The 18,786-nt window shown below is 60.5% G+C and carries 14 protein-coding genes; 1 reads left to right on the forward strand and 13 read right to left on the reverse strand.

The features are described 5' to 3' along the window. Positions 1 to 18 precede the first annotated feature (18 nt). Positions 19 to 375, reverse strand: coding sequence for a YciI family protein (locus tag NAP1_RS06350; RefSeq protein WP_007164422.1), 357 nt, complete (start codon positions 373 to 375; stop codon positions 19 to 21). Between the two features lie 164 nt (positions 376 to 539). Between NAP1_RS06350 and NAP1_RS06355 the strand changes: the two genes are divergently transcribed. Continuing rightward, positions 540 to 1,211 (forward strand): SDR family oxidoreductase, encoded by a 672-nt coding sequence (locus NAP1_RS06355; protein WP_007164423.1) that lies wholly within the window; start codon positions 540 to 542, stop codon positions 1,209 to 1,211. Here NAP1_RS06355 and NAP1_RS06360 read toward each other — a convergent pair. The 12 genes from NAP1_RS06360 to NAP1_RS06415 all read right to left on the reverse strand — a co-directional run bounded on the left by NAP1_RS06360 (position 1,208) and on the right by NAP1_RS06415 (position 18,652). Continuing rightward, positions 1,208 to 1,708, reverse strand: a complete 501-nt coding sequence (locus tag NAP1_RS06360; RefSeq protein ID WP_007164424.1) for a CinA family protein — start codon at positions 1,706 to 1,708, stop codon at positions 1,208 to 1,210. The genes NAP1_RS06355 and NAP1_RS06360 overlap by 4 nt on opposite strands. Next, positions 1,705 to 2,829 (reverse strand): class A beta-lactamase, encoded by a 1,125-nt coding sequence (bla, locus tag NAP1_RS06365; protein WP_007164425.1) that lies wholly within the window; start codon positions 2,827 to 2,829, stop codon positions 1,705 to 1,707. Before bla ends, NAP1_RS06360 begins: the two co-directional genes overlap by 4 nt. A 59-nt stretch (positions 2,830 to 2,888) precedes the next feature. Continuing rightward, the gene (gene ligA, locus NAP1_RS06370; RefSeq protein WP_040464784.1) at positions 2,889 to 4,937 is read right to left on the reverse strand and encodes an NAD-dependent DNA ligase LigA; all 2,049 of its coding nucleotides are present in this window, start codon (positions 4,935 to 4,937) and stop codon (positions 2,889 to 2,891) included. 48 nt (positions 4,938 to 4,985) lie between these two features. Continuing rightward, positions 4,986 to 5,354 carry a hypothetical protein gene (locus NAP1_RS06375; protein ID WP_007164427.1) on the reverse strand — a complete coding sequence of 123 codons (369 nt, stop codon included), beginning with the start codon at positions 5,352 to 5,354 and terminating at the stop codon, positions 4,986 to 4,988. Beyond that, a complete protein-coding gene (gene recN / locus NAP1_RS06380) occupies positions 5,354 to 7,021 on the reverse strand; it encodes a DNA repair protein RecN (RefSeq protein WP_007164428.1) in 1,668 nt (555 codons plus the stop codon). The genes NAP1_RS06375 and recN overlap by 1 nt, the downstream gene beginning before the upstream one ends. A gap of 52 nt (positions 7,022 to 7,073) precedes the next feature. Further along, a complete protein-coding gene (locus NAP1_RS06385) occupies positions 7,074 to 7,874 on the reverse strand; it encodes an outer membrane protein assembly factor BamD (RefSeq protein WP_007164429.1) in 801 nt (266 codons plus the stop codon). A 242-nt stretch (positions 7,875 to 8,116) separates the two neighbouring features. Next, complete coding sequence (locus NAP1_RS06390) at positions 8,117 to 9,046, reverse strand: hypothetical protein (protein ID WP_007164430.1); 930 nt, start codon at positions 9,044 to 9,046, stop codon at positions 8,117 to 8,119. A 75-nt stretch (positions 9,047 to 9,121) separates the two neighbouring features. Beyond that, on the reverse strand, positions 9,122 to 10,045 hold the full coding sequence (locus NAP1_RS06395) for a CsgG/HfaB family protein (protein WP_162013472.1): 924 nt from the start codon (positions 10,043 to 10,045) through the stop codon (positions 9,122 to 9,124). A 205-nt stretch (positions 10,046 to 10,250) separates the two neighbouring features. Next, positions 10,251 to 12,047, reverse strand: coding sequence for a DEAD/DEAH box helicase (locus NAP1_RS06400; RefSeq protein ID WP_007164432.1), 1,797 nt, complete (start codon positions 12,045 to 12,047; stop codon positions 10,251 to 10,253). Between the two features lie 201 nt (positions 12,048 to 12,248). Then, positions 12,249 to 14,066 (reverse strand): translation elongation factor 4, encoded by a 1,818-nt coding sequence (lepA, locus tag NAP1_RS06405; RefSeq protein WP_040464787.1) that lies wholly within the window; start codon positions 14,064 to 14,066, stop codon positions 12,249 to 12,251. A gap of 70 nt (positions 14,067 to 14,136) precedes the next feature. Beyond that, positions 14,137 to 16,227, reverse strand: coding sequence for a bifunctional diguanylate cyclase/phosphodiesterase (locus NAP1_RS06410; protein ID WP_007164434.1), 2,091 nt, complete (start codon positions 16,225 to 16,227; stop codon positions 14,137 to 14,139). Positions 16,228 to 16,459: 232 nt separating this feature from the next. Then, positions 16,460 to 18,652, reverse strand: a complete 2,193-nt coding sequence (locus NAP1_RS06415; RefSeq protein WP_007164435.1) for an EAL domain-containing protein — start codon at positions 18,650 to 18,652, stop codon at positions 16,460 to 16,462. Positions 18,653 to 18,786 lie beyond the last annotated feature (134 nt).

Genomic DNA, 18,786 nt, shown 5'->3' on the forward strand with positions numbered 1-18,786 from the left:
CAATCTCGCGCGCTAGGCTCACCCTTCCATTGGCCAGATCGGGCGAACCTCAACCGCGCCCTTGCCAGGAACGGGGATCTGTTTTGCCCATTCAAGCGCTTCGTCGAGCGAGGGAACGTCGATGATGTAAAATCCGCCGAGTTCCTCGTGCGTCTCGGCAAAGGGGCCATCGTGCAGTGTGTGCGACCCGGCATTCCACTTGATCGTGGTGGCAGTTGATCCGGGCTTCAGTCGCTCACCTGAAAAAGCGACACCTTTCTCGGCCCATGCCTGAGCCAGAGCCATGTGGCCGGCAAGCGTTTCTTCCATCAGCTTGGCACCATCGTCGCCCTCGTAGATGCTCTCATCTTCATTGATCAGCAGCATATATTGCATGTCACGTCCTCTTCGTATCCAGCCGCGCCACCTTGGCGAAGCTCTGACACGAAGACGCGCGGTGCAACCTGGATTCGACACGGCAATGAAAAAATATTTGGGAACGCGAGGGTGCGTCCTTCCATTGTTCAGGCAAAAGCAATTCAAATCCGAAGGAATTTCACATGAGCAAGACACTCCTCATTACCGGTGCATCTTCAGGCATCGGCGCTGCCACGGCGAAAGCGGCGGCAGATGCTGGCTGGAATGTTGCACTCTGTGCCCGCTCAGCTGACAAGATCGAGGCGTTAGCAGGTGAAATTGGCGATGCCGCGCTTGCCCTGCCATGCGATGTGACGAAGCGAGAAGACATCAGCGAAGCGCTGGAGAAGACAAAGGCTAAGTTCGGACAGATTGACGCTGTTTTTGCCAATGCGGGGACCGGAGTGGAAAAGCCGGGCATCGAGAACGGCGACCCGGATGAGTGGCACGACATGATCCACGTCAACGTGCTCGCGCCATTGTTACTCGCTCACTATGCGACGCCTTATCTTAAGGAGACGAAGGGGCACTACGTTGTGACCGGCTCGAAGGCAGGACGCGACAGCTTTAAGGGGTCGGTCTACTCGGCGACCAAGCACTTCGTGCATGGCTTTGGCGAAAACCTCGCTGAGGAAATGCGTGAATGGGGTGGTAGGGCGACGGTGATCGCACCTGGCATGGTCGATACGGCTTTTTTCGATGAGCCCAAGCCGACCAAGATCCAGCCCGAAGATGTCGCGAATGCGGTAGTTTACGCCCTATCGCAACCGAAGACCGCCGCGGTGCGCGAAATCTACATTATGCCGAACGACTAGGCCTTAGCCAGAGAGCGAAAGACCAGGTTGAGGGCATTGCCTGCAAAGGCGTGCATGTTGGCGATCCGGTCGTCGCTATGTGTTTCGAGCACCGCGGTGAACTCTCCGCCCGGTCCAACCAGCGCAGCAACACTGCGGCCTGCAGCTGCGCCGGTGGGATGATTTGAACTGCCTCCTACCGAGCCGCTTTCCGCCAGGCCCCAATCTGCGCCGAAATTGTCGCGGATCGCGCGGGCCTGCAACAAGGCGTAATCTTCGGTCGCTCCGCGCATGCCCTTGTAGGCTACGCGCGGGAGGTCGAACAGGACGTCTCTGGCACGGAACGAATAGACGACACCTCCTCCAACGAAGAAGTCGAGCGCTCCGGAAACAGTGAGGAGACTTGCGGCGATAAGCCCACCAGTCGCGCCATCGGCCACCGCAAGCTTTTCGCCGCGAGCGCGCAGTAGCCGGGCCACATCCAGCGCTTGTTTGTGAGACTGCTCAAGTTCGCTCAACTGTCCGCTCCTGCCAGCATAGGCTCGCCTGCTGCATCTTTGCGATCCTCGTGAAACTGGGCGGTGGCTGACGTCACCTGCTGCATCATCTCCATTCGCGCAGGTGTCGGCTCACTGGTTCTACCAATGAGAACTGCGATCGCATATTCGCGGCCGTCGGGCGATGTGAGAATGCCTACATCATTGTAGCCACTTTGCTCATTGCCGTAGACTTGTCCGGTCCCGGTCTTGTGTTCGACCCGCCAACCCTCAGGAGCGCCGCCTTTCAAACGCCTCGGTCCGCTGCGCGTCTGTTCGAGCGTGTCTCTCAACAATCTGGTCGTGTCCGTATCGAGCAAATCACCTCTCGCCAGTTTCGTGAGGGCGGAAGCGATGGCATTTGCGCTCGCTCCATCGATCGGGTCGGCGAGGTATCCTTCGAACGCGGCTCGCCTCATAGCGTCGGGCACTCGGTCACGCGCTTCGTAGAACTGCCGACCGATCGAATAGAAGGGCGACCAATCTAGCCCTGCAATTGCGCTTTGCTTGGAGCGCTCATCGGTGCCGAAGCGGATCCCCGTCAATCCTTTGTCATCAAGCCATTGCTGCACAGCATCGGGCCCGCCAATGCGGCGCAAGAGCCGGTCGTTGGCGGTGTTGTCGCTGCGCGTGATCGACCTTTCAAAAAGATCGCGGTAGTTCGTGTCATAGCTCCCGCGAGCCTTCACGATCTCTCTGACCGGCTGATGGAAAAGGGTCAGGTCATCGCGCCCGATGCGCACCCTCTCGGTTAGATTCAGGTCGCCCTGATCCACCTGAGACAGCGCCGCCATCGCAACCCACAATTTGGTCACACTTTGCTGGGGCAGCAGTTCGTCGCCGTTGAACTCGTAGAGCTCGCCCGTCTCTACGTCCTGCACCGCGATGCCGACGGTTCCGGTGAGAGATGCCCCAATCTCTTCGAGCCTTTGCTCGAACGCTCGCTCCTCCGGGGTTGCTATGGCAATAGCGATGGAGGGAGCATCAAGTGCCACAATCGTGCTTGGCTGCCCTTCGCCCTCTGCGCTCGCGGCTATCCATACGACGAGCGCCAAGATGGGGAGAAATAGAGCGAGAAATCGAAAGCCGGTCATTTTGCTCATGCTGATACTACACGTTGAAGCGAAGAGGTTTCCAAAGAACTTGCTGAAATCTGATGGACCTACCCCGCTTTTGCGACGATCTCAGCCCAGCCTGCTTCGTCGACGACTTCGATGCCCAGCTGCTCTGCCTTCTTCAGTTTCGATCCCGCTCCGGGTCCGGCAACGAGCAGATCGGTCTTTGCGCTCACAGAGCCTGCTGCTTTTGCGCCCAGACGTTCGGCCTGCGCCTTGGCCTCGTCGCGGCTCATCGTCTCAAGCTTGCCTGTGAAAACCACCGTTTTACCAGCGACAGGGCTATCGAGCGTTTCGACTTCATAGCGCGGCGGGGTGACTTCGGACAGGATGTCCTCCCACACTGCGACATTGTGCGGCTCGTGGAAGAAGTCGCCCAAAGCCTCGACAACGCTAGGGCCGATGCCGTCAATCGCAGTGAGTTCGCTGGCCGCGTCCTCATCGCCTGCGCGCGCCTTCTCGGCGATTGTACGAAGAGCAGGCAGTTCGTGAACATGCTTCAACAAGTCCCGCGCGGTGACCTCGCCGACATGTCGGATGCCGAGTCCGAACAAGAGGCGCGCTGCGTCAGGCTCGCGGCGGTTCTCCACAGAGGCCAACAGGTTATCCACAGACTTGTCCTGCCATCCCTCGAGCGCGAGGATATCCTCGCGTCGGTCTTTCAATCGGAAGATGTCGGCGGGGCTTTCGAGCCACCCAAGCGCGAAGAATTGCGCAATGGTTTTCGAACCAAATCCATCTATGTCGAGGGCTTTCCGACTGACAAAATGCTCAAGCCTTTGAGTGCGTTGCGCCGGACAGATGAGACCACCGGTGCAGCGCACATCGACCTCGCCTTCCTCGGCCACAGCCTCGCTGTCGCACTCGGGACAGTGATCAGGGAAGACGAAGGGCTCGCGCTCTTCATCGCGCGTAAGGTTTTCCACAACTTGCGGGATCACATCGCCCGCGCGCTGGATCACGATCCGGTCGCCCGGACGCACGCCGAGACGCTCGATCTCGTCGCGATTGTGGAGCGTCACGTTGGTGACAGTCACCCCGCCGACCAGAACCGGAGCAAGCCTGCCCACGGGTGTCAGCTTACCCGTGCGCCCGACCTGGATATCAATCGCCTCAAGCGTTGTCTGAGCCTTCTCCGCCGGGAATTTGTGCGCGAGCGCCCAACGCGGAGCTTTTGCCACAAAGCCGAGGCGTTGCTGCCAGTCGAGCCGGTCGACCTTGTAGACCACCCCGTCGATCTCATAGCCTAGGTCAGGTCGCTGGCGCCCGATTTCCTCGTAATGCGCGATCATTTCGTCAACGCTCATCGTGCGGGTCAGGAACGGAGATAGAGGGAAGCCCCAACTCTCGATCATCCGCATCATGTCGTTCTGGCTCTCGCAGGGCACATCGGAGGCTGCGCCCCAACCATAGGCCCAGAACTTGAGCGGGCGCTTGGCAGTTACACTCGCATCTTTCTGACGCAGCGAACCCGCTGCCGCGTTGCGCGGATTGGCGAACAGCTTGCCCCCTGCCTCTTCCTGCGCGGTGTTGAGAGCGGCAAAGTCGGCGCGCGACATATAGACCTCGCCGCGCACCTCGAAGACCTCAGGCACGCCATCCGGGAGCTCTTGCGGAATGTCGGAGATGTACCCGACATTGGGCGTCACATCCTCGCCCACCTGTCCATCACCGCGAGTTGCTGCGCGCATCAGCTTGCCGTTTTCATAGCGAAGCGAGCAGGACAGGCCATCGATCTTGTCCTCGGCAGTGATGGCAACCTCTTCGTCCGCATCGAGATTGAGATACCGACGGATCCGTGCCGTCCAGTCCTCGACCTCTTCGCGGTTGAAGGCATTGTCGAGGCTCATCATGCGAACTTCGTGAGTCACTTTGGAAAGCGGCGAGGCAGCGACCGCGTGCCCTACCCGTTTCGACGGGGAATCTTCCCGCACCAGTTGGGGAAACGCTTCCTCCAGCTCGCGATTGCGCCTGACCAGCGCGTCGTATTCCTGGTCGGATATCTCTGGGTCGTCGTCAGCGTGATAAAGGCGGTCATGATGCGCGATCTGCTTGGCAAGCCGCATCAATTCGTTCGCAGCATCGGCTTCAGACATTTGCGAGACGGGATTGGCTGACACCTCAGCGCTCTCCTTGATGATCAATCAAACAGTGTTGGGGACGGCAAAGAACAGCACGCCCGCGACAACGCTCAGAGCGGACAGCAAGAGCCAGCGCTTCCAGCCACCATCGACGAAATCCCGGCCGCGTGTCGCGACCATGAGGTTGAGAACTCCGCACATGGTGATCACCACGGTCAGCACGAAGTGCAACAGCGTCAGATAAGGCGCGAAGTCAGCGAGCATCTGAGGGCCATCCCCCGAGACCGGGAACATCATATCGAAGGCGCGGATGCCCCACATGAGCAAGCCCGCCAGTCCCACGAGCGTGCCGAGAAGCGAGAGGATGGCTGCTCCGGCCACCATAGCGGTTTCGCCGGAAGAGAGGCCTTCAAAGTCCTCGCCGCTATCCATCACACGCCTTCCAGCAAGCGATCTGCCTGCGCGCGCGCCTCCGGTGTCACTTCCGCGCCTGAAAGCATGCGAGCGATCTCTTCCTGACGGCCGCTCTCGTCGAGCAGCACCACGCTGGTCTTGGTCACAGTTCCGCTCGATGCCTTGGCGATGAGGTAATGGGTCTGGCCGCGCGCAGCTACCTGTGGCGAGTGCGTGACGGCAAGCAACTGGCCTTCATCCGAAGCAAGCCTGGCAAGCCTTTCGCCGATCGCACTTGCGACTGCGCCGCCCACGCCGCGGTCGATTTCGTCGAAGATGATCGTCGCTGCCCCGCCCTTTTCTGCCAAGGCAACCTTCAAGGCGAGGATGAAGCGCGAAAGCTCTCCGCCCGAGGCGATCTTGGCAAGCGGCGCAAAGTCAGCACCGGGATTGGTGGCGATCAGGAACTCAGCGGAGTCCATGCCGAGCCTGCCCCACTTGTCAGGCGGCAGTTTGCCGATGGCAGTCAGGAAGCGCGCCGCATCAAGCTTGAGCGGCGCGAGTTCCGCTGCGACCGCTTGGTCGAGGCGCTTGGCAGCCGCGATGCGGGCTTCATGCGCCATGCCTGCGGCCTCACCATAGGCCTCGCGAGCCTCCTTCGCAGCGGCTTCCAGCGCGTCGAGCTCAGCCTCTCCGCTCTCGATTGAGTCGAGCTTGCCACGCATATCGCGCATCAATTCTGGCAATTCGTCGACTTCGCAGCGGTGCTTTCGAGCCAGCGCGCGCAACTCGAACAGCCGCGTTTCTGCCGCGTCGAGCGCCTGCGGATCATGCACCAGCGCCTCGGCTGCGGATTCGAGTTTCTCCTCCGCTTCGCCCGCTTCGATCACAGCACGGTCCAGCGCGGCCAAAGCTTCTGCAAGCAGAGGATGCTGCTCGGCTATTCGGTCAAGTTTGCGAGCGGCCACCCTGAGCGAGGCAAGCGGCGAGTCCGAACCTTCCCAGACGTGGCGCAGTTCTTCCAGCTCGCCTGACAGCTTCTCACCCTTTTGCATGTCGGCCCGCGTTGCAGCGAGCCTTGCCTCTTCGCCGGCCTGCGGTTCGAGCGCAGTCAGTTCAGCCAGATGCGCGATCAGGAGATCCTGGTCAGCCTTGGCCTGTTCAACCGCATCGCGTGCTTCGGAGAGCTGCGCTTCTGCCTTGGCCCAGCTTGCAAAGCGCCTTTCGAGAAGGGCAAGATCAGTCCCTGCGAACCTGTCCAACAGCGCGAGGTGCCCACGCGGGTTTACGAGGCCGCGATCGTCGTGCTGGCCGTGCAGTTCGACCAGTGCCGGTGCGAGCGCGCGAAGCAGAGCCACGCTGGTCGGCTGATCGTTGACATAGGCCTTTGAGCCGCCATCGGCCTTCACTTGCCGCCGGATGATCAGCGGTTCGCCTGGCTCAAGCTCAAGGTCGGCATCGTCCAGTGCTTCGGCAATCGCGGACGGGAGCGTGGCAAACTCGAAGCTGGCCGTGACGCTCGCCTTGGCTTCACCGGCGCGTACCAGCGCCGTCTCCGCGCGGTCGCCCAGAATCAGTCCGAGGGCGTCGAGCAGGATCGACTTGCCCGCCCCGGTCTCACCGGTAAGCACGCCAAGCCCTCGCCCGAAATCGAGGTCGAGCGCTTCGATAAGAACGATGTTTCGGATCGACAGACGGGTCAGCATCGTGGCCCCGCTCTAACCCAATCACACTCGCCCGTCATCAGGCGACAAGCTCTTAGCTGGGGGTGACGCCGCTTGCGTGGTCGCCGACCAGCTCGTAGGCCTTGTCGTACCACTCGGTGCCGGGATAGTTGGCGCCCAGCACAGCCGCATACTTCACCGCTTCCTCGCGAATGCCGAGTGCAAGGCTGCTTTCTGTGAGGCGGTAAAGGGCCTCAGGTGTGTGGCTGGTCGTCTCGTAGGTTTCGACCACGTTGCGGAAGCGCAGCTGCGCGGCGAGCCAGCGGCCCGAGCGCTGGTAGAAACGCCCGATTTCCATCTCCTTGCCCGCGAGGTGATCGGCCACAAGGTCGAGCTTCAAGCGCGCATCGGCAGCGTATTCGGTCTGCGGGAAACGGCGGTTCACTTCGCGAAGCGCGATCTGCGCCTGCTCGGTGATCGACTGGTCGCGGTTCACATCACTGATCTGCTCGTAATAGGAGAGCGCGATCAGGTAGTACGCATAGGGCGCGTCCTTGTTACCCGGATGGATCGACAGGAAGCGCTGCGAGTTCTGGATCGCCTTGTTGTAATCGCGCGCGATGTAATAGCAGAACGCGCTCATCAGCTGCGCACGGCGTGCCCATGGCGAATAGGGGTGCTGACGTTCAACCTCGTCGAACAATGCAGCGGCAAGCGTCGTGTTGCCGCGATCGAGACGGCGCTGCGCTTCGGCGTAAAGCGATTCGACGTCGCGCGCGACATAAGCCACGTCTTCTTCTGCAGAACCGCCGCCACAGGCAGCAAGGGTGGCAAATCCGGCGCCGATCAGGACGGCGCGCGTGAGGCGGGTACGCATGGTGAGCTTGGTGGTCATGACAGGAGCGTATAGCCAGCGCGAAAGTGAACGCCAAGTGAAGCCTGCGGCTTTTCCTGTGGGGCGTGCACAATGAGAAGTGGACCGCATGTTACACGGTCCAGAGCGAGATAGTTCAACCTCCTGGCTGAGCGGCCATCACACACCGGCGAAGTTCGCATGAAATGACGTCCGAGCATGGCGTTTCCATCGCACAAAACGGCGCGTGTAGGAAAGCGGTCCACGCCGCTACAGCGCTGAACTTAAGGCAGGCGCCTGCGCTGAAAGCGCCTTGCGTTGGCGGCGTCGGAGTCCTTCTCGATAAAGGTCACGAGATTTCCCGGTTCGATATCCGAGGTATCGTTGTCGCCATCGACTTCGGCCACGGCATCGTTGTCGCTCGCCGAAACAACACGGTAGCGGATCGAGCCGATCCCGCGCGTTTTCTTCACATCGAGCCTGTCGCCAAGTTCCACGAGCGGGCGGCCGTAATTGATCTCGATCCGGTCGCCTTCAGCGGCGATCACCCTTGCCGGTTCGATCGTGAAGGTCACTTCGCGTGCGATTGCCAGCGCGACCTCGTTCTGCATCAGGTTATAGACCGCAGCGCCCGGCTCGCTAACAGATACGCTCATGCGATTGGTGTCGATCGTCCGCGACATCTCGATCCGCTTGGTGATCGCACCGCCATCAACGCTGTCGCCATTGCGATCGCGCAGGATGTAATCGGCTGTCACCAAAGCGGTGCCCCAGCTGGTGCGATAAGATGCATCGCCGCGCACCGGTTGACGGGTTGCAGGCGGAGTCGAGGAAATGTTCGAGATGCGAATGTCGAGCGTGTAGCCCCCTCGCCCAACGGTTAGCCTGCCGGTCGAGGCAAGCGAGGCTTCGACCGTGTCGCGCAGACTGGTGAAATTGTCCTGGCAGTCCTTCACGACCCAGCTGCGCCATGTTGTGTGCGACAGGTAGTAACGTCGCGCCGCCGCTGCGCCCCACCACCGGGCATATTCAGCTTCTGAATAGGTCAGGCGGCTGCCTTCGTAATTGCGCCATGTCGTGCAGGATTGCCCTGCGGTGATGGTCCCTACGCGCACCCGCGTCTCGCCTTGAGCGCTGGCCGATGTCGCTGTCAGGGCGAACAGCCCGCCGAGCAATCCCAGAGCGAACGCTAAGCGTGCAAGAAAAGCCTTCATCGTGTTCCCCCCCCCCCTCGGGATGCACCGTGATTGATGAGGCACAGCAACCCTGCCAGCCTCGTGCCGCGTTAATCAGCGGCGACGCCTTTGTGCGCGTTCAAGATCACGCACCGTGTCGCTATCCGTCGGGCGCGCAATCGCGCCGACCTGCAAAGGCTGACTGAATTGAGTCACCTGCACGGCGCGGCTGAAGCCGGTCTGGACATCAGTGACCTGGATCGCGCCGAACTGTTCGCCGTCAATCTTGATCGTGCCGGTTCCCGAAGGATCGGGGATCTCGGTCGCTTCACCATAGATCATGAGAAAGTCACCGCGCTGCACCGCACCTTGACCGAAGTTGAGGATGATCGTGCCGTCGCCCTGGACCGCTGCCACCTGGATCGGGAAGATCGCGGTGACGAGGCCGGTTGCGATCTGGTCAGCCGACGAGCGCAGCAGAGCCGCAGAATCGATCTGGCTGCCGCCGCCGCAAACGGTGGCAGAGTCCTGTTCCTCGCTGATGCGGGTCGCGTAACGCACTTCGCCAGTGTTCGTGTCGGTGATGCGGATGTCCGCTTCCATGCGAACGCGCGTCTTGTAGCAGTCGGGCCGATTGCGGCTGCCACCAAGCAGCCCGCGCAGCATGCTTCCACCGATATCCGAGCGGTTCGTCGCGGAAATCGACGAGATCGTGCCGTAAACGAGGTAATCGACCCCTTCAAAGCCGCCAACCTGGCCGGGGCGATTGGTGGTGGTCGTGCCGCTCAGTGCCAGTCCCTGCTCTTCCATCAGCGTCGCAAGGCGCGCGCGTTCGATAATACGGAACTTGCCCGAACCGATGATCGCGGTCTCGATCATCGCGACGAAGTTGTCCGCATTGCCGCCGCCGGTCAGGTCTTCCATCTGAGCGATGCCGACGATCGGACGATTGTCATCCTGCGCCGCAGCTGGCGAAACGCCGATAAAGCCCAAAGCCAGAATTGCCGCGAATACAGCAAACAGCCGTTCGAATTTCATGATTGCCCCCATCGAATTCCCCGATTCGATGAGGATTAAAGCGACAAGCCGCCAGATTGTCACCCTCTTATCTAACCAATGTTAGTCTGGTCTTGAGGATAACAAAGTTGGCCACAGCCGTTCGCGCAACTTTCTTGCAGAACGACTTTGTGATTAGGTCGCAGCCAAGACAAGGCTTTCGCGGTTTGGCGGCCTGTTGGCGGCTTTAACGCTTGGGCTTGAACGGTTTCTTTGGGCCGTTGCCTTTGTTCGGCTTGCCATGCTTTGACTTGAAGCCCGCGCCCTTTTCACGCGGGTTGCCATCCCTCGGGCTGGCGTTCTTGCCTTTCCCGAACGGCTTCACGAAAGGCTTGCCCGAATGGTTCTTGCGGTTGTTCCGAGCCTCGATCCGGGGTCCTTCTGCCGATTCTTCGATCAGGATCGCGTCCTGGTCATCCTTGTCCGAAAAGGTCTGCTCAAGCGTATCGGCAAACTTGGCAGCGATGGGACGCGGTATCTGGAACCAGCTTTCGTTCTGCCCGACCCGGATCGCTCCGATTTCGTTGCGAGTGATGTGGCCGCGGCGACAGATCAGCGGCAAGAGCCAGCGCGGCTCTGCATTGTGCCTGCGCCCAACGCCGATCTTGAACCACACAGTGTCTTCGAAGCCGGGGCGCTGGCGCTCTTTCTTCGCCTTCTCGCGCGCCTCGGGCGTGTTGGCGAGCATCTCTTCGGGTTCGGGCAGCTCGGCCCTATGCGCTTTCACCAGAGCGGCCGCGATGTCTTCTGGCGACATGCGAGCGAGCAGTTCGCTGGCGATCGCGCGATCGTCTGCCTCGTACTCGGCCGGCTGGGTGAGTTTTTCCATGAGGCGTGCGTGATCCTTCTTGCGGATCGCCTCGGGACTGGGTGCGTCGAGCCACTGCGCCTTGATCTTTGCTCCATTCAGCATTGCATCGACGCGCCTGCGGCGATTGTACGGCACGATGATCGCCGCCGTGCCCTTCTTGCCCGCACGGCCCGTGCGGCCCGAACGGTGCTGAAGCGTCTCGGCATCGCGGGGCGTTTCAACATGGATGACAAGGCTGAGTGTCGGCAGGTCGATCCCGCGCGCGGCCACGTCGGTTGCAACGCAGACCCGCGCACGCCGGTCGCGCATCGCCTGCAGCGCCTGATTGCGTTCGGATTGCGAATTCTCGCCGGACAGCGAAACGACGCCAAAGCCCCTGTTCTGAAGCGCCGAATGAAGCCGCCGCACGCTTTCGCGCGTGGCGCAGAAACAGATTGCCGATTCCGCCTCGTGGAAGCGCAGCAGGTTCACAACCGCGTTCTCGATTTCGGACGGGGCAACGGTGATCGCCTGATATTCAATATCGCCGTGCCCACGATCCTTGCCACCCAGCGACAGGCGCAGCGCGTCCGACTGGTATTTCTGGGCAAGGCGAACGATCGCCTGCGGCATGGTTGCTGAAAACAGCAACGTGCGGCGCGTATCCGGCGTTGCGTCGAGGATTTCCTCAAGGTCCTCGCGAAAGCCCATGTCGAGCATCTCGTCAGCCTCGTCGAGAACAACGCCGATTAGTCCCGACAGGTCCAGCGCGCCGCGCTCTAGGTGATCGCGCAGACGGCCCGGCGTGCCGACAACGATGGCAGGCCCGGACCGAAGCGCGCGGCGCTCCTTGCTCGCGTCCATTCCGCCGACGCAGGTCGCGATGCGCAGGCCTGCCTTGGCGTAAAGCCAGCCAAGCTCGCGGCTCACCTGCAAGGCAAGTTCGCGGGTCGGCGCGATTGCCAGGACCAGCGGCCTCTCTTGCAGCGGCGTTCCGCTGATCTGGTCAAGAATGTCCTGCGCCAGCGCGATCCCGAAGGCGACGGTCTTGCCCGAGCCGGTCTGGGCCGAAACGATCAGGTCGCGTCCGGCGGAATCAGGGGCCATTGCGGCTGCCTGCACAGGAGTGGGTTCGGAATAGCCGCGTTCGGCCAAGGCCTCGCCAATGGCGGGCGGGAGAATTTCAAATGACATGGTATTTCGCTTGAGTATGAGCGCGGAGTCTCGCGCTCGAAAATGGAACGAGCCGGCGCGCTCTTGGCGCTCGACTCGATTGGGCAACAGCCAGTCAGGCTGGCCCGTGAACGGGCACTGATAGCGCAAAATTGCGCGCTTGGCTTGTTTTATTTCGCAGGTGCAAAAAAGCGCCAACTATCAGCGCCTTGAGTGAGCGAGTTATTCCTCACCCATCCGCAGCGCGGCGATAAAGGCTTCCTGCGGGATGCTCACATTGCCATACTCGCGCATCCGCGCCTTGCCCTTCTTCTGCTTTTCCAGAAGCTTCTTCTTACGCGTGATATCGCCGCCATAGCACTTGGCGGTGACGTCCTTGCGCAGGGCGGCGATGGTTTCGCGGGCAATGATCTTGCCGCCGATTGCAGCCTGGATCGGGATCTTGAACAGGTGCCGCGGAATGAGGTCTTTGAGACGCTCGCACATGCCGCGGCCGCGTTCTTCGGCGACTGAGCGGTGAACGATCAGCGAGAGCGCGTCGACCGGCTCGTTGTTGACGAGGATGTTCATCTTCACGAGGTCGCCTTCGCGCAGACCGATCTGCTCGTAGTCAAAGCTCGCATAGCCGCGGCTGATCGACTTCAGGCGATCGTAAAAGTCGAACACCACCTCGTTGAGCGGAAGTTCATACGTCACCTGCGCGCGTCCGCCGACATAGGTGAGGTCGGTCTGAATGCCGCGGCGCTCCTGGCACAGCTTGAGGATCGAGCCGAGATAGTCGTCGGGCGTGTAGATCACCGCCTTGATCCAAGGTTCCTCGATGGTCGCGATGCGGGTGACATCGGGCCAGTCCGCGGGGTTGTGAATGTCGATCGTGGTCGCGTCCTCTGTCTTCGACTTGTTGAGGTGGACGCGGTAGACCACAGATGGCGCGGTGGTGATGAGGTCGAGATCGTATTCGCGCGAAAGGCGCTCCTGAATGATCTCGAGGTGAAGGAGCCCGAGGAAACCACAGCGGAAGCCGAAACCAAGCGCGGCAGAGCTTTCCATCTCAAACGAGAACGACGCGTCATTCAGGCGCAGCTTTCCGATGCTTTCGCGCAGCTTTTCAAAGTCGGCGGCATCGACCGGGAACAGGCCGCAGAACACCACCGGCTGAACTTCCTTGTAGCCCGGCAGCGCTTCGGTCGCGCCGTTCTTTACGGTGGTGATCGTGTCACCCACGCGCGCTTGTTCAACTTCCTTGATCTGAGCGGTGATGAAGCCAATCTCGCCCGGCCCCAGCTCCGGCAAATCGGTGCGCTTGGGGGTAAAGCAGCCTACGCGGTCGACGAGGTGCTGCGTGCCGCCCTGCATAAACTTGATGTTCTGGCTCTTGGTCAGAACGCCTTCGATGACGCGCACAAGAATGACGACGCCGAGATACGGATCGTACCAGCTGTCGACGAGGCTCGCCTTCAACGGCTTGTCACGTTCGCCCTTGGGAGGCGGGATCTTTGCGACCACCGCCTCGAGCACTTCTTCGATGCCGATCCCGGTCTTGGCGGACGTGAGGACCGCGTCGGAGGCATCGAGCCCGATGACTTCCTCGATCTCTTCCTTCACGCGCTCGGGTTCTGCGGCGGGAAGGTCGACCTTGTTGATGACGGATACGATCTCGTGATCGTGCTCGATCGACTGGTAGACATTGGCGAGGGTCTGGGCCTCGACCCCTTGCGCCGCGTCGACCACCAGCAGCGCGCCTTCGCACGCAGCGAGGCTGCGGCTGACTTCATAGGCGAAATCGACGTGGCCGGGCGTGTCCATCAGGTTGAGCTGATAGGTCTCGCCATCCTTGGCGGTGTAATTAAGGCGCACGGTCTGCGCCTTGATGGTGATGCCGCGCTCCTTCTCGATGTCCATGTTGTCGAGCACCTGCTCGGACATCTCGCGCTCAGTCAGACCGCCGGTGAATTGGATCAGCCGGTCTGCGAGCGTGGACTTGCCGTGGTCGATATGCGCGATAATCGAGAAATTGCGGATTTTTGAGAGGTCAGTCATTTGGATGCGCATTTAGCGATCCGCTGCCGCAATGTCATTCGCGAAAATTGCAACCTGTCTGGTGGACGTCTCAGGCCGCTTCGTTTCGCGGCGGCGGGGCATAGGCGAACTGCGGGACGCTGCCCGATTGGCCAAGGCCGCCGCCCGGCATTGCCTTGTAGTCGCCCTGAGCCAAGGCTTCGAGCGGGCGCCCTGCCGAAGCGAGCGCGTAGGGGCTGACACGGTAACGGGTGCACAGTCCGCCCGAACCATCGTCGATCAGCGACTGCTCGAATTCGAGGCCTTGGATATCGCCATTGGTACGGATCACGGTTGCCACGGCCAGCTGGCCGGCACCAAGGTCGACCACGAATTGCGTGCCCTTCGGGACATTGGCGAGGCCTTGAATGAGTGCGCCGGTCTTCGAAAGATTGCGCAGCGTGACTTCGTAAGAGTGATCGTCGTGGATGATCTGGATCTTGCGGAAGACCGTGCGACGGCGTGCGCGCTTGGTGCGATCGCCGCTTGGAGCGATCTTCCACGCTTCGCCAGCAAGCTCGGCATCGACAACATCGCGGTTTACCGGCTCGGAATAGATCGGGCCTTCCATGAACTTGACGCCGCATTCCTTGAGGCGATCGAAAAGCTCTACGGATTCGATCCCGTTGGCGATCGTATCCATCTCGAGTGCTCCGGCGAGCGCGACGATTGCACGGATAAGGCCGAGTTCTCGGCTGTCATGCTCCTCGGCCTCGGTGACCAGTTTCTCGTCGATCTTGATGGTGTCGAACGGAGCGCGGCGCAGGTATGCGAGCGAGGAATAGCCTGAACCAAACTCATCGAGCGTGAGGCGAATGCCACGCTTGAACAGGGCTGCGAGAACGCGGTCGACCACATCGGTATCGCCGAAGAACACCGCCTCGCTGATTTCAAGCTCGAGCCGGTTGGCAGGAAGGTCAGCGTCTTCGAGCGCTTCGGATACCGCGTCAACGAAGCCTTCCGATGTGAAGAGAGGAACCGGCACATTGACCGCGACGCGAATGCTGTCGGGCCATGTGCTTGCCTGCTGGCACGCCTCGCGAATGGCCCAAAGGCCGACCTCGCCAACCTGACTTGAGCCGTCGAGGATCGATGCAAACTCGATCTCGTCGATCTCGCCGCGCTGTTCGTGGTTCCAGCAGATATGCGCTTCAAGGGCGCGCACGGTCTGGGTCGCGGCATCGACCATCGGTTCGTATTTGAGGAAAAGCTGCTCTTCGCGAACCGCTTCGCCGAGATTCTCTTCGAGCCTGCGACGGAAGATGGCTTCGTTCTCAAGCTCGCCAGAGAAGAAGCGGTACTGCCCTCGCCCACCATTCTTCGCCGCGTAAAGCGCAAGGTCGGCGTTGCGGACGATCTCGTCCATCGTCACGCCGTCATGCGGGGCAATCGCGATGCCGACGGAACAGCCGATGATGGCGCGGCCTTCGTCGAGCGAATAGGGCTGCTTGAGCATCGTGATGATCTTCATCGCGATTTCGCTCAGCACGCCGCGGTCGTCCTGATCGGGGATCATCACCTGGAATTCGTCGCCGCCAAGGCGTCCGATCTCGCATTCGACCTCAATCGAACGCTGAAGCCGGTCGGACACCTGGCGCAGCAGCTCATCGCCTGCCGAGTGGCCGAGCGTGTCGTTGACGTGCTTAAACTTGTCGAGATCGAGCATCAGGATCGCGCAATTGCGCTTTGCCGCCTGAAATGCGGTGAGCGTCGTCTCGATCTGGTGCTTCATGCGGTGGCGGTTCGACAGGCCGGTCAGCGAATCGTACTTCGCCAGCCGCTCGGTCTCTTCCTCGCGGTGATATTCGTCGGTTATGTCGGAACCGGTGCCCCGAAAGCCAACGAAAGTCTTGCCGTTGAAGGAAGGCTGGCCCGACAGTCTGAGAACCGCGCCTTCGGGTCGCTTTTCCGCGCGCACCGCGAAGCCACTGAACGATTTGTGAGCGCCCAGCATAAGCGAAAGCGACTTGGTGCGCCCTTCCCGGTCAGCGGAAACGAACACACTGGCGAGCGGTTGGCCGATGATTTCGGAAAGCGGGAGTTCGAGGCGCTCGGCAATCGCGCTGCTCATGTAAGTGACCTTGCCGTCCTTGTCGCTTGCCCAAAACCAGCCGAGGCCGGACCTTTCGAGCTCATCAAGCATGGACAGCTTCTCGGCATCAGACAGGGCACTGGCCGCACTGCCTGCGCTAGTTTTCCTCGATGACAAGAAACCCTTGAGGGGCACCTGGCGACTTCCCTTCCCTTGCGCCCGGAATTGGACGCATTACCGTTCTTGCCCAGCCGTAAATCCGGTTGGTTATTATTAGCCTAATGACCTTAGTTAACGTGTAAAAAATCCTGACAGCTAACGCAGAAAGTGACCTGCTGCTGCGTCAGAGACCGTATTTTGTGATGTCGACCTCGAGGAAGGTCTTTGAACCGCCAGTTCCGCCTGTGACAGCCACAACGTCGTTGTCGTCAATTGCGCCGTAGGCTCGACCCGCCGCTTCGATCTGATAGGGCGAGACACGGTGACGGGTGCAAAGGCCGTTCGACCCATTGCTGATGAGCGGAGTTTCGAACTCTACCCCCTGGATCGACCCATCCGAACGCTTCACGGTCGCAACCGCCAGCTGGCCTCCGCCCAGATCAAGCACCACGTCCGTATCAACAGGAACATCAAGCAGCCCGTCGATCATGGCGCCGGTCTTTGAGATGTTGCGAAGGATGACATTGTAGCGCGCATCGCCGTGTACGAGGCCGATCTTGCGGAACTCGGTGTGGCGTTCGGCGCGGTATTTTTCTGGCCCGCGCGGTTTGAATTCGATTTCGCCTGTGTCGAAACGCTCCATGAGCTGCTCGAACGTCAGCGCGCCGGAGAACAAATAGCCCTGAAGAAGCCCAGCGCCATGCTGGACAACCATATTGTATTCGTCCTTGGCCTCGACCCCTTCCGCCACGGTTTCCATTCCCATCGCGGACGCCATCGAAACGATCGCTGCGACGAGAATGCCGTTATTTGCGTCCTCGGACGCGCATCCACGAACGAAGCTCTGGTCGATCTTGAGTTTGTCGAACGGCGCGTTCTGCAAATAGCTCAGAGACGAATAGCCTGTCCCGAAATCATCGAGTGAAAGGCGGATGCCGATGCGCTTCAGTTTCTTAAACTGCGCAATGGTCTCTTCCAGATCGCCGACGAAAACGCTCTCGGTGATTTCGAGCTCGATACGAGACGGTTTGATCCCGGTGTCCTGAATGACCTCCTTGACCATTCCGACAAAGTTTTCGCCCTGGAACTGGATGGCAGAGACATTGACCGCCGCCCTGATTTCAGGCGGACAGTGTGCGAGATCATCGCAGACTTTACGCAGGACCCATTCGCCGATCTCGCCAATCATTCCCTGCTCTTCGGCGACAGGAATGAAATCCGTGGGCGAAACAAAGCCGCGATGTGGGTGTTCCCAGCGAAGCAGGGCTTCAAGGCACGACACCTTGTGCGTTCGGGCATCGACAATCGGCTGATAGTGAACCGCGAGCTCGTCATTTGCGATCGCGTCGCGAAGGTCATCTTCGATGCGCTGGCGAAAATCGGCCTCTGCGCTCAATTCTGCCGAGTAGAACTTGAATTGGCCCCGCCCTGCGTCCTTGGCCGAGTACAGCGCCAGGTCGGCAGACTTGATCAGTTCGCTTGCGTCGATCCCGTCATATGGCGCCACCGCAATGCCAATCGAGCATCCGATAATCGCGCGCGTCCCCGCGATTGTGTATGGCTGTGAGACCATCTGGACCATCTTGTTGGCAAGATCGGCCAGTTCACCGCGATCGTCCATATCGGGAATGATGACCTGGAATTCGTCGCCCCCAAGTCGCCCAATTTCGCCGCCGCGCTGCTCATAGATGCGACCAAGCCGCTCAGCCACCTGCACCAGCAGTTCATCGCCCGCCGGGTGTCCGAGCGTGTCGTTGACCTTCTTGAACCGGTCGAGGTCCATCAGCATGATCGCCACCGAACGCTTGGACTGCTTGAAAGCGGTCAGCGTGGAGTCGAGCATGTGAGTCATGCGCGCACGGTTCGCGAGGCCTGTGAGGGAATCGAACTGCGCCGCATGCTCCGCCTCGCGGGCTTCGGCCAGCGCCTTCGTTACATCGCGCGCAGTGCCATGAAGGCCACGAAATTCGCCTTGCGCATCAAGGCGCGGACCGGCTGAGATTTCCCACCAGACTTCCTTGTTAGCCGCCGTTATCTCGACATTGAGGCGCGAGATCGGACTGCGTGATTTCAAGCGGAATTTGAGCGGACGCGATGTGCTTCCGGTGGCGCCCGAATTGTCGGTCGCCATGAATTCGGTCAGTTCCTTGCCGAGAAGCTCCTCGGCCTCCAGCCCAAGCGACTTGCATGCCTTTGGAGAAAGGTAAGTCAGTTGGCCCGAAGCGTCCGTTTCCCAGAACCAGCCAAGATCAGCCTTCTCCAGTCCGGCAAGCAGGTCCGCACGCCGACTGTGATCATTCGCGTCACCCGGCGAACCCTTTCGGTTGGCAGAGCCGCTCCCGCCTCCACCGGCGAGTTTCGAAAGCAATGAAGCCATGTTCCCTAACCATTATTTCTAATGCGACGGTTTCAGTAACCATAAAGTGGTGAAGGAATGGCTAACCCGGACAAACGCACGGGCCGCACTGACACAGCGACGAGCCGACTTGCCTCTCGCCCAAAGGCACGCCA

Origin of the sequence: Erythrobacter sp. NAP1 (assembly GCF_000152865.1) — a bacterium.
Classification (GTDB): domain Bacteria; phylum Pseudomonadota; class Alphaproteobacteria; order Sphingomonadales; family Sphingomonadaceae; genus Erythrobacter.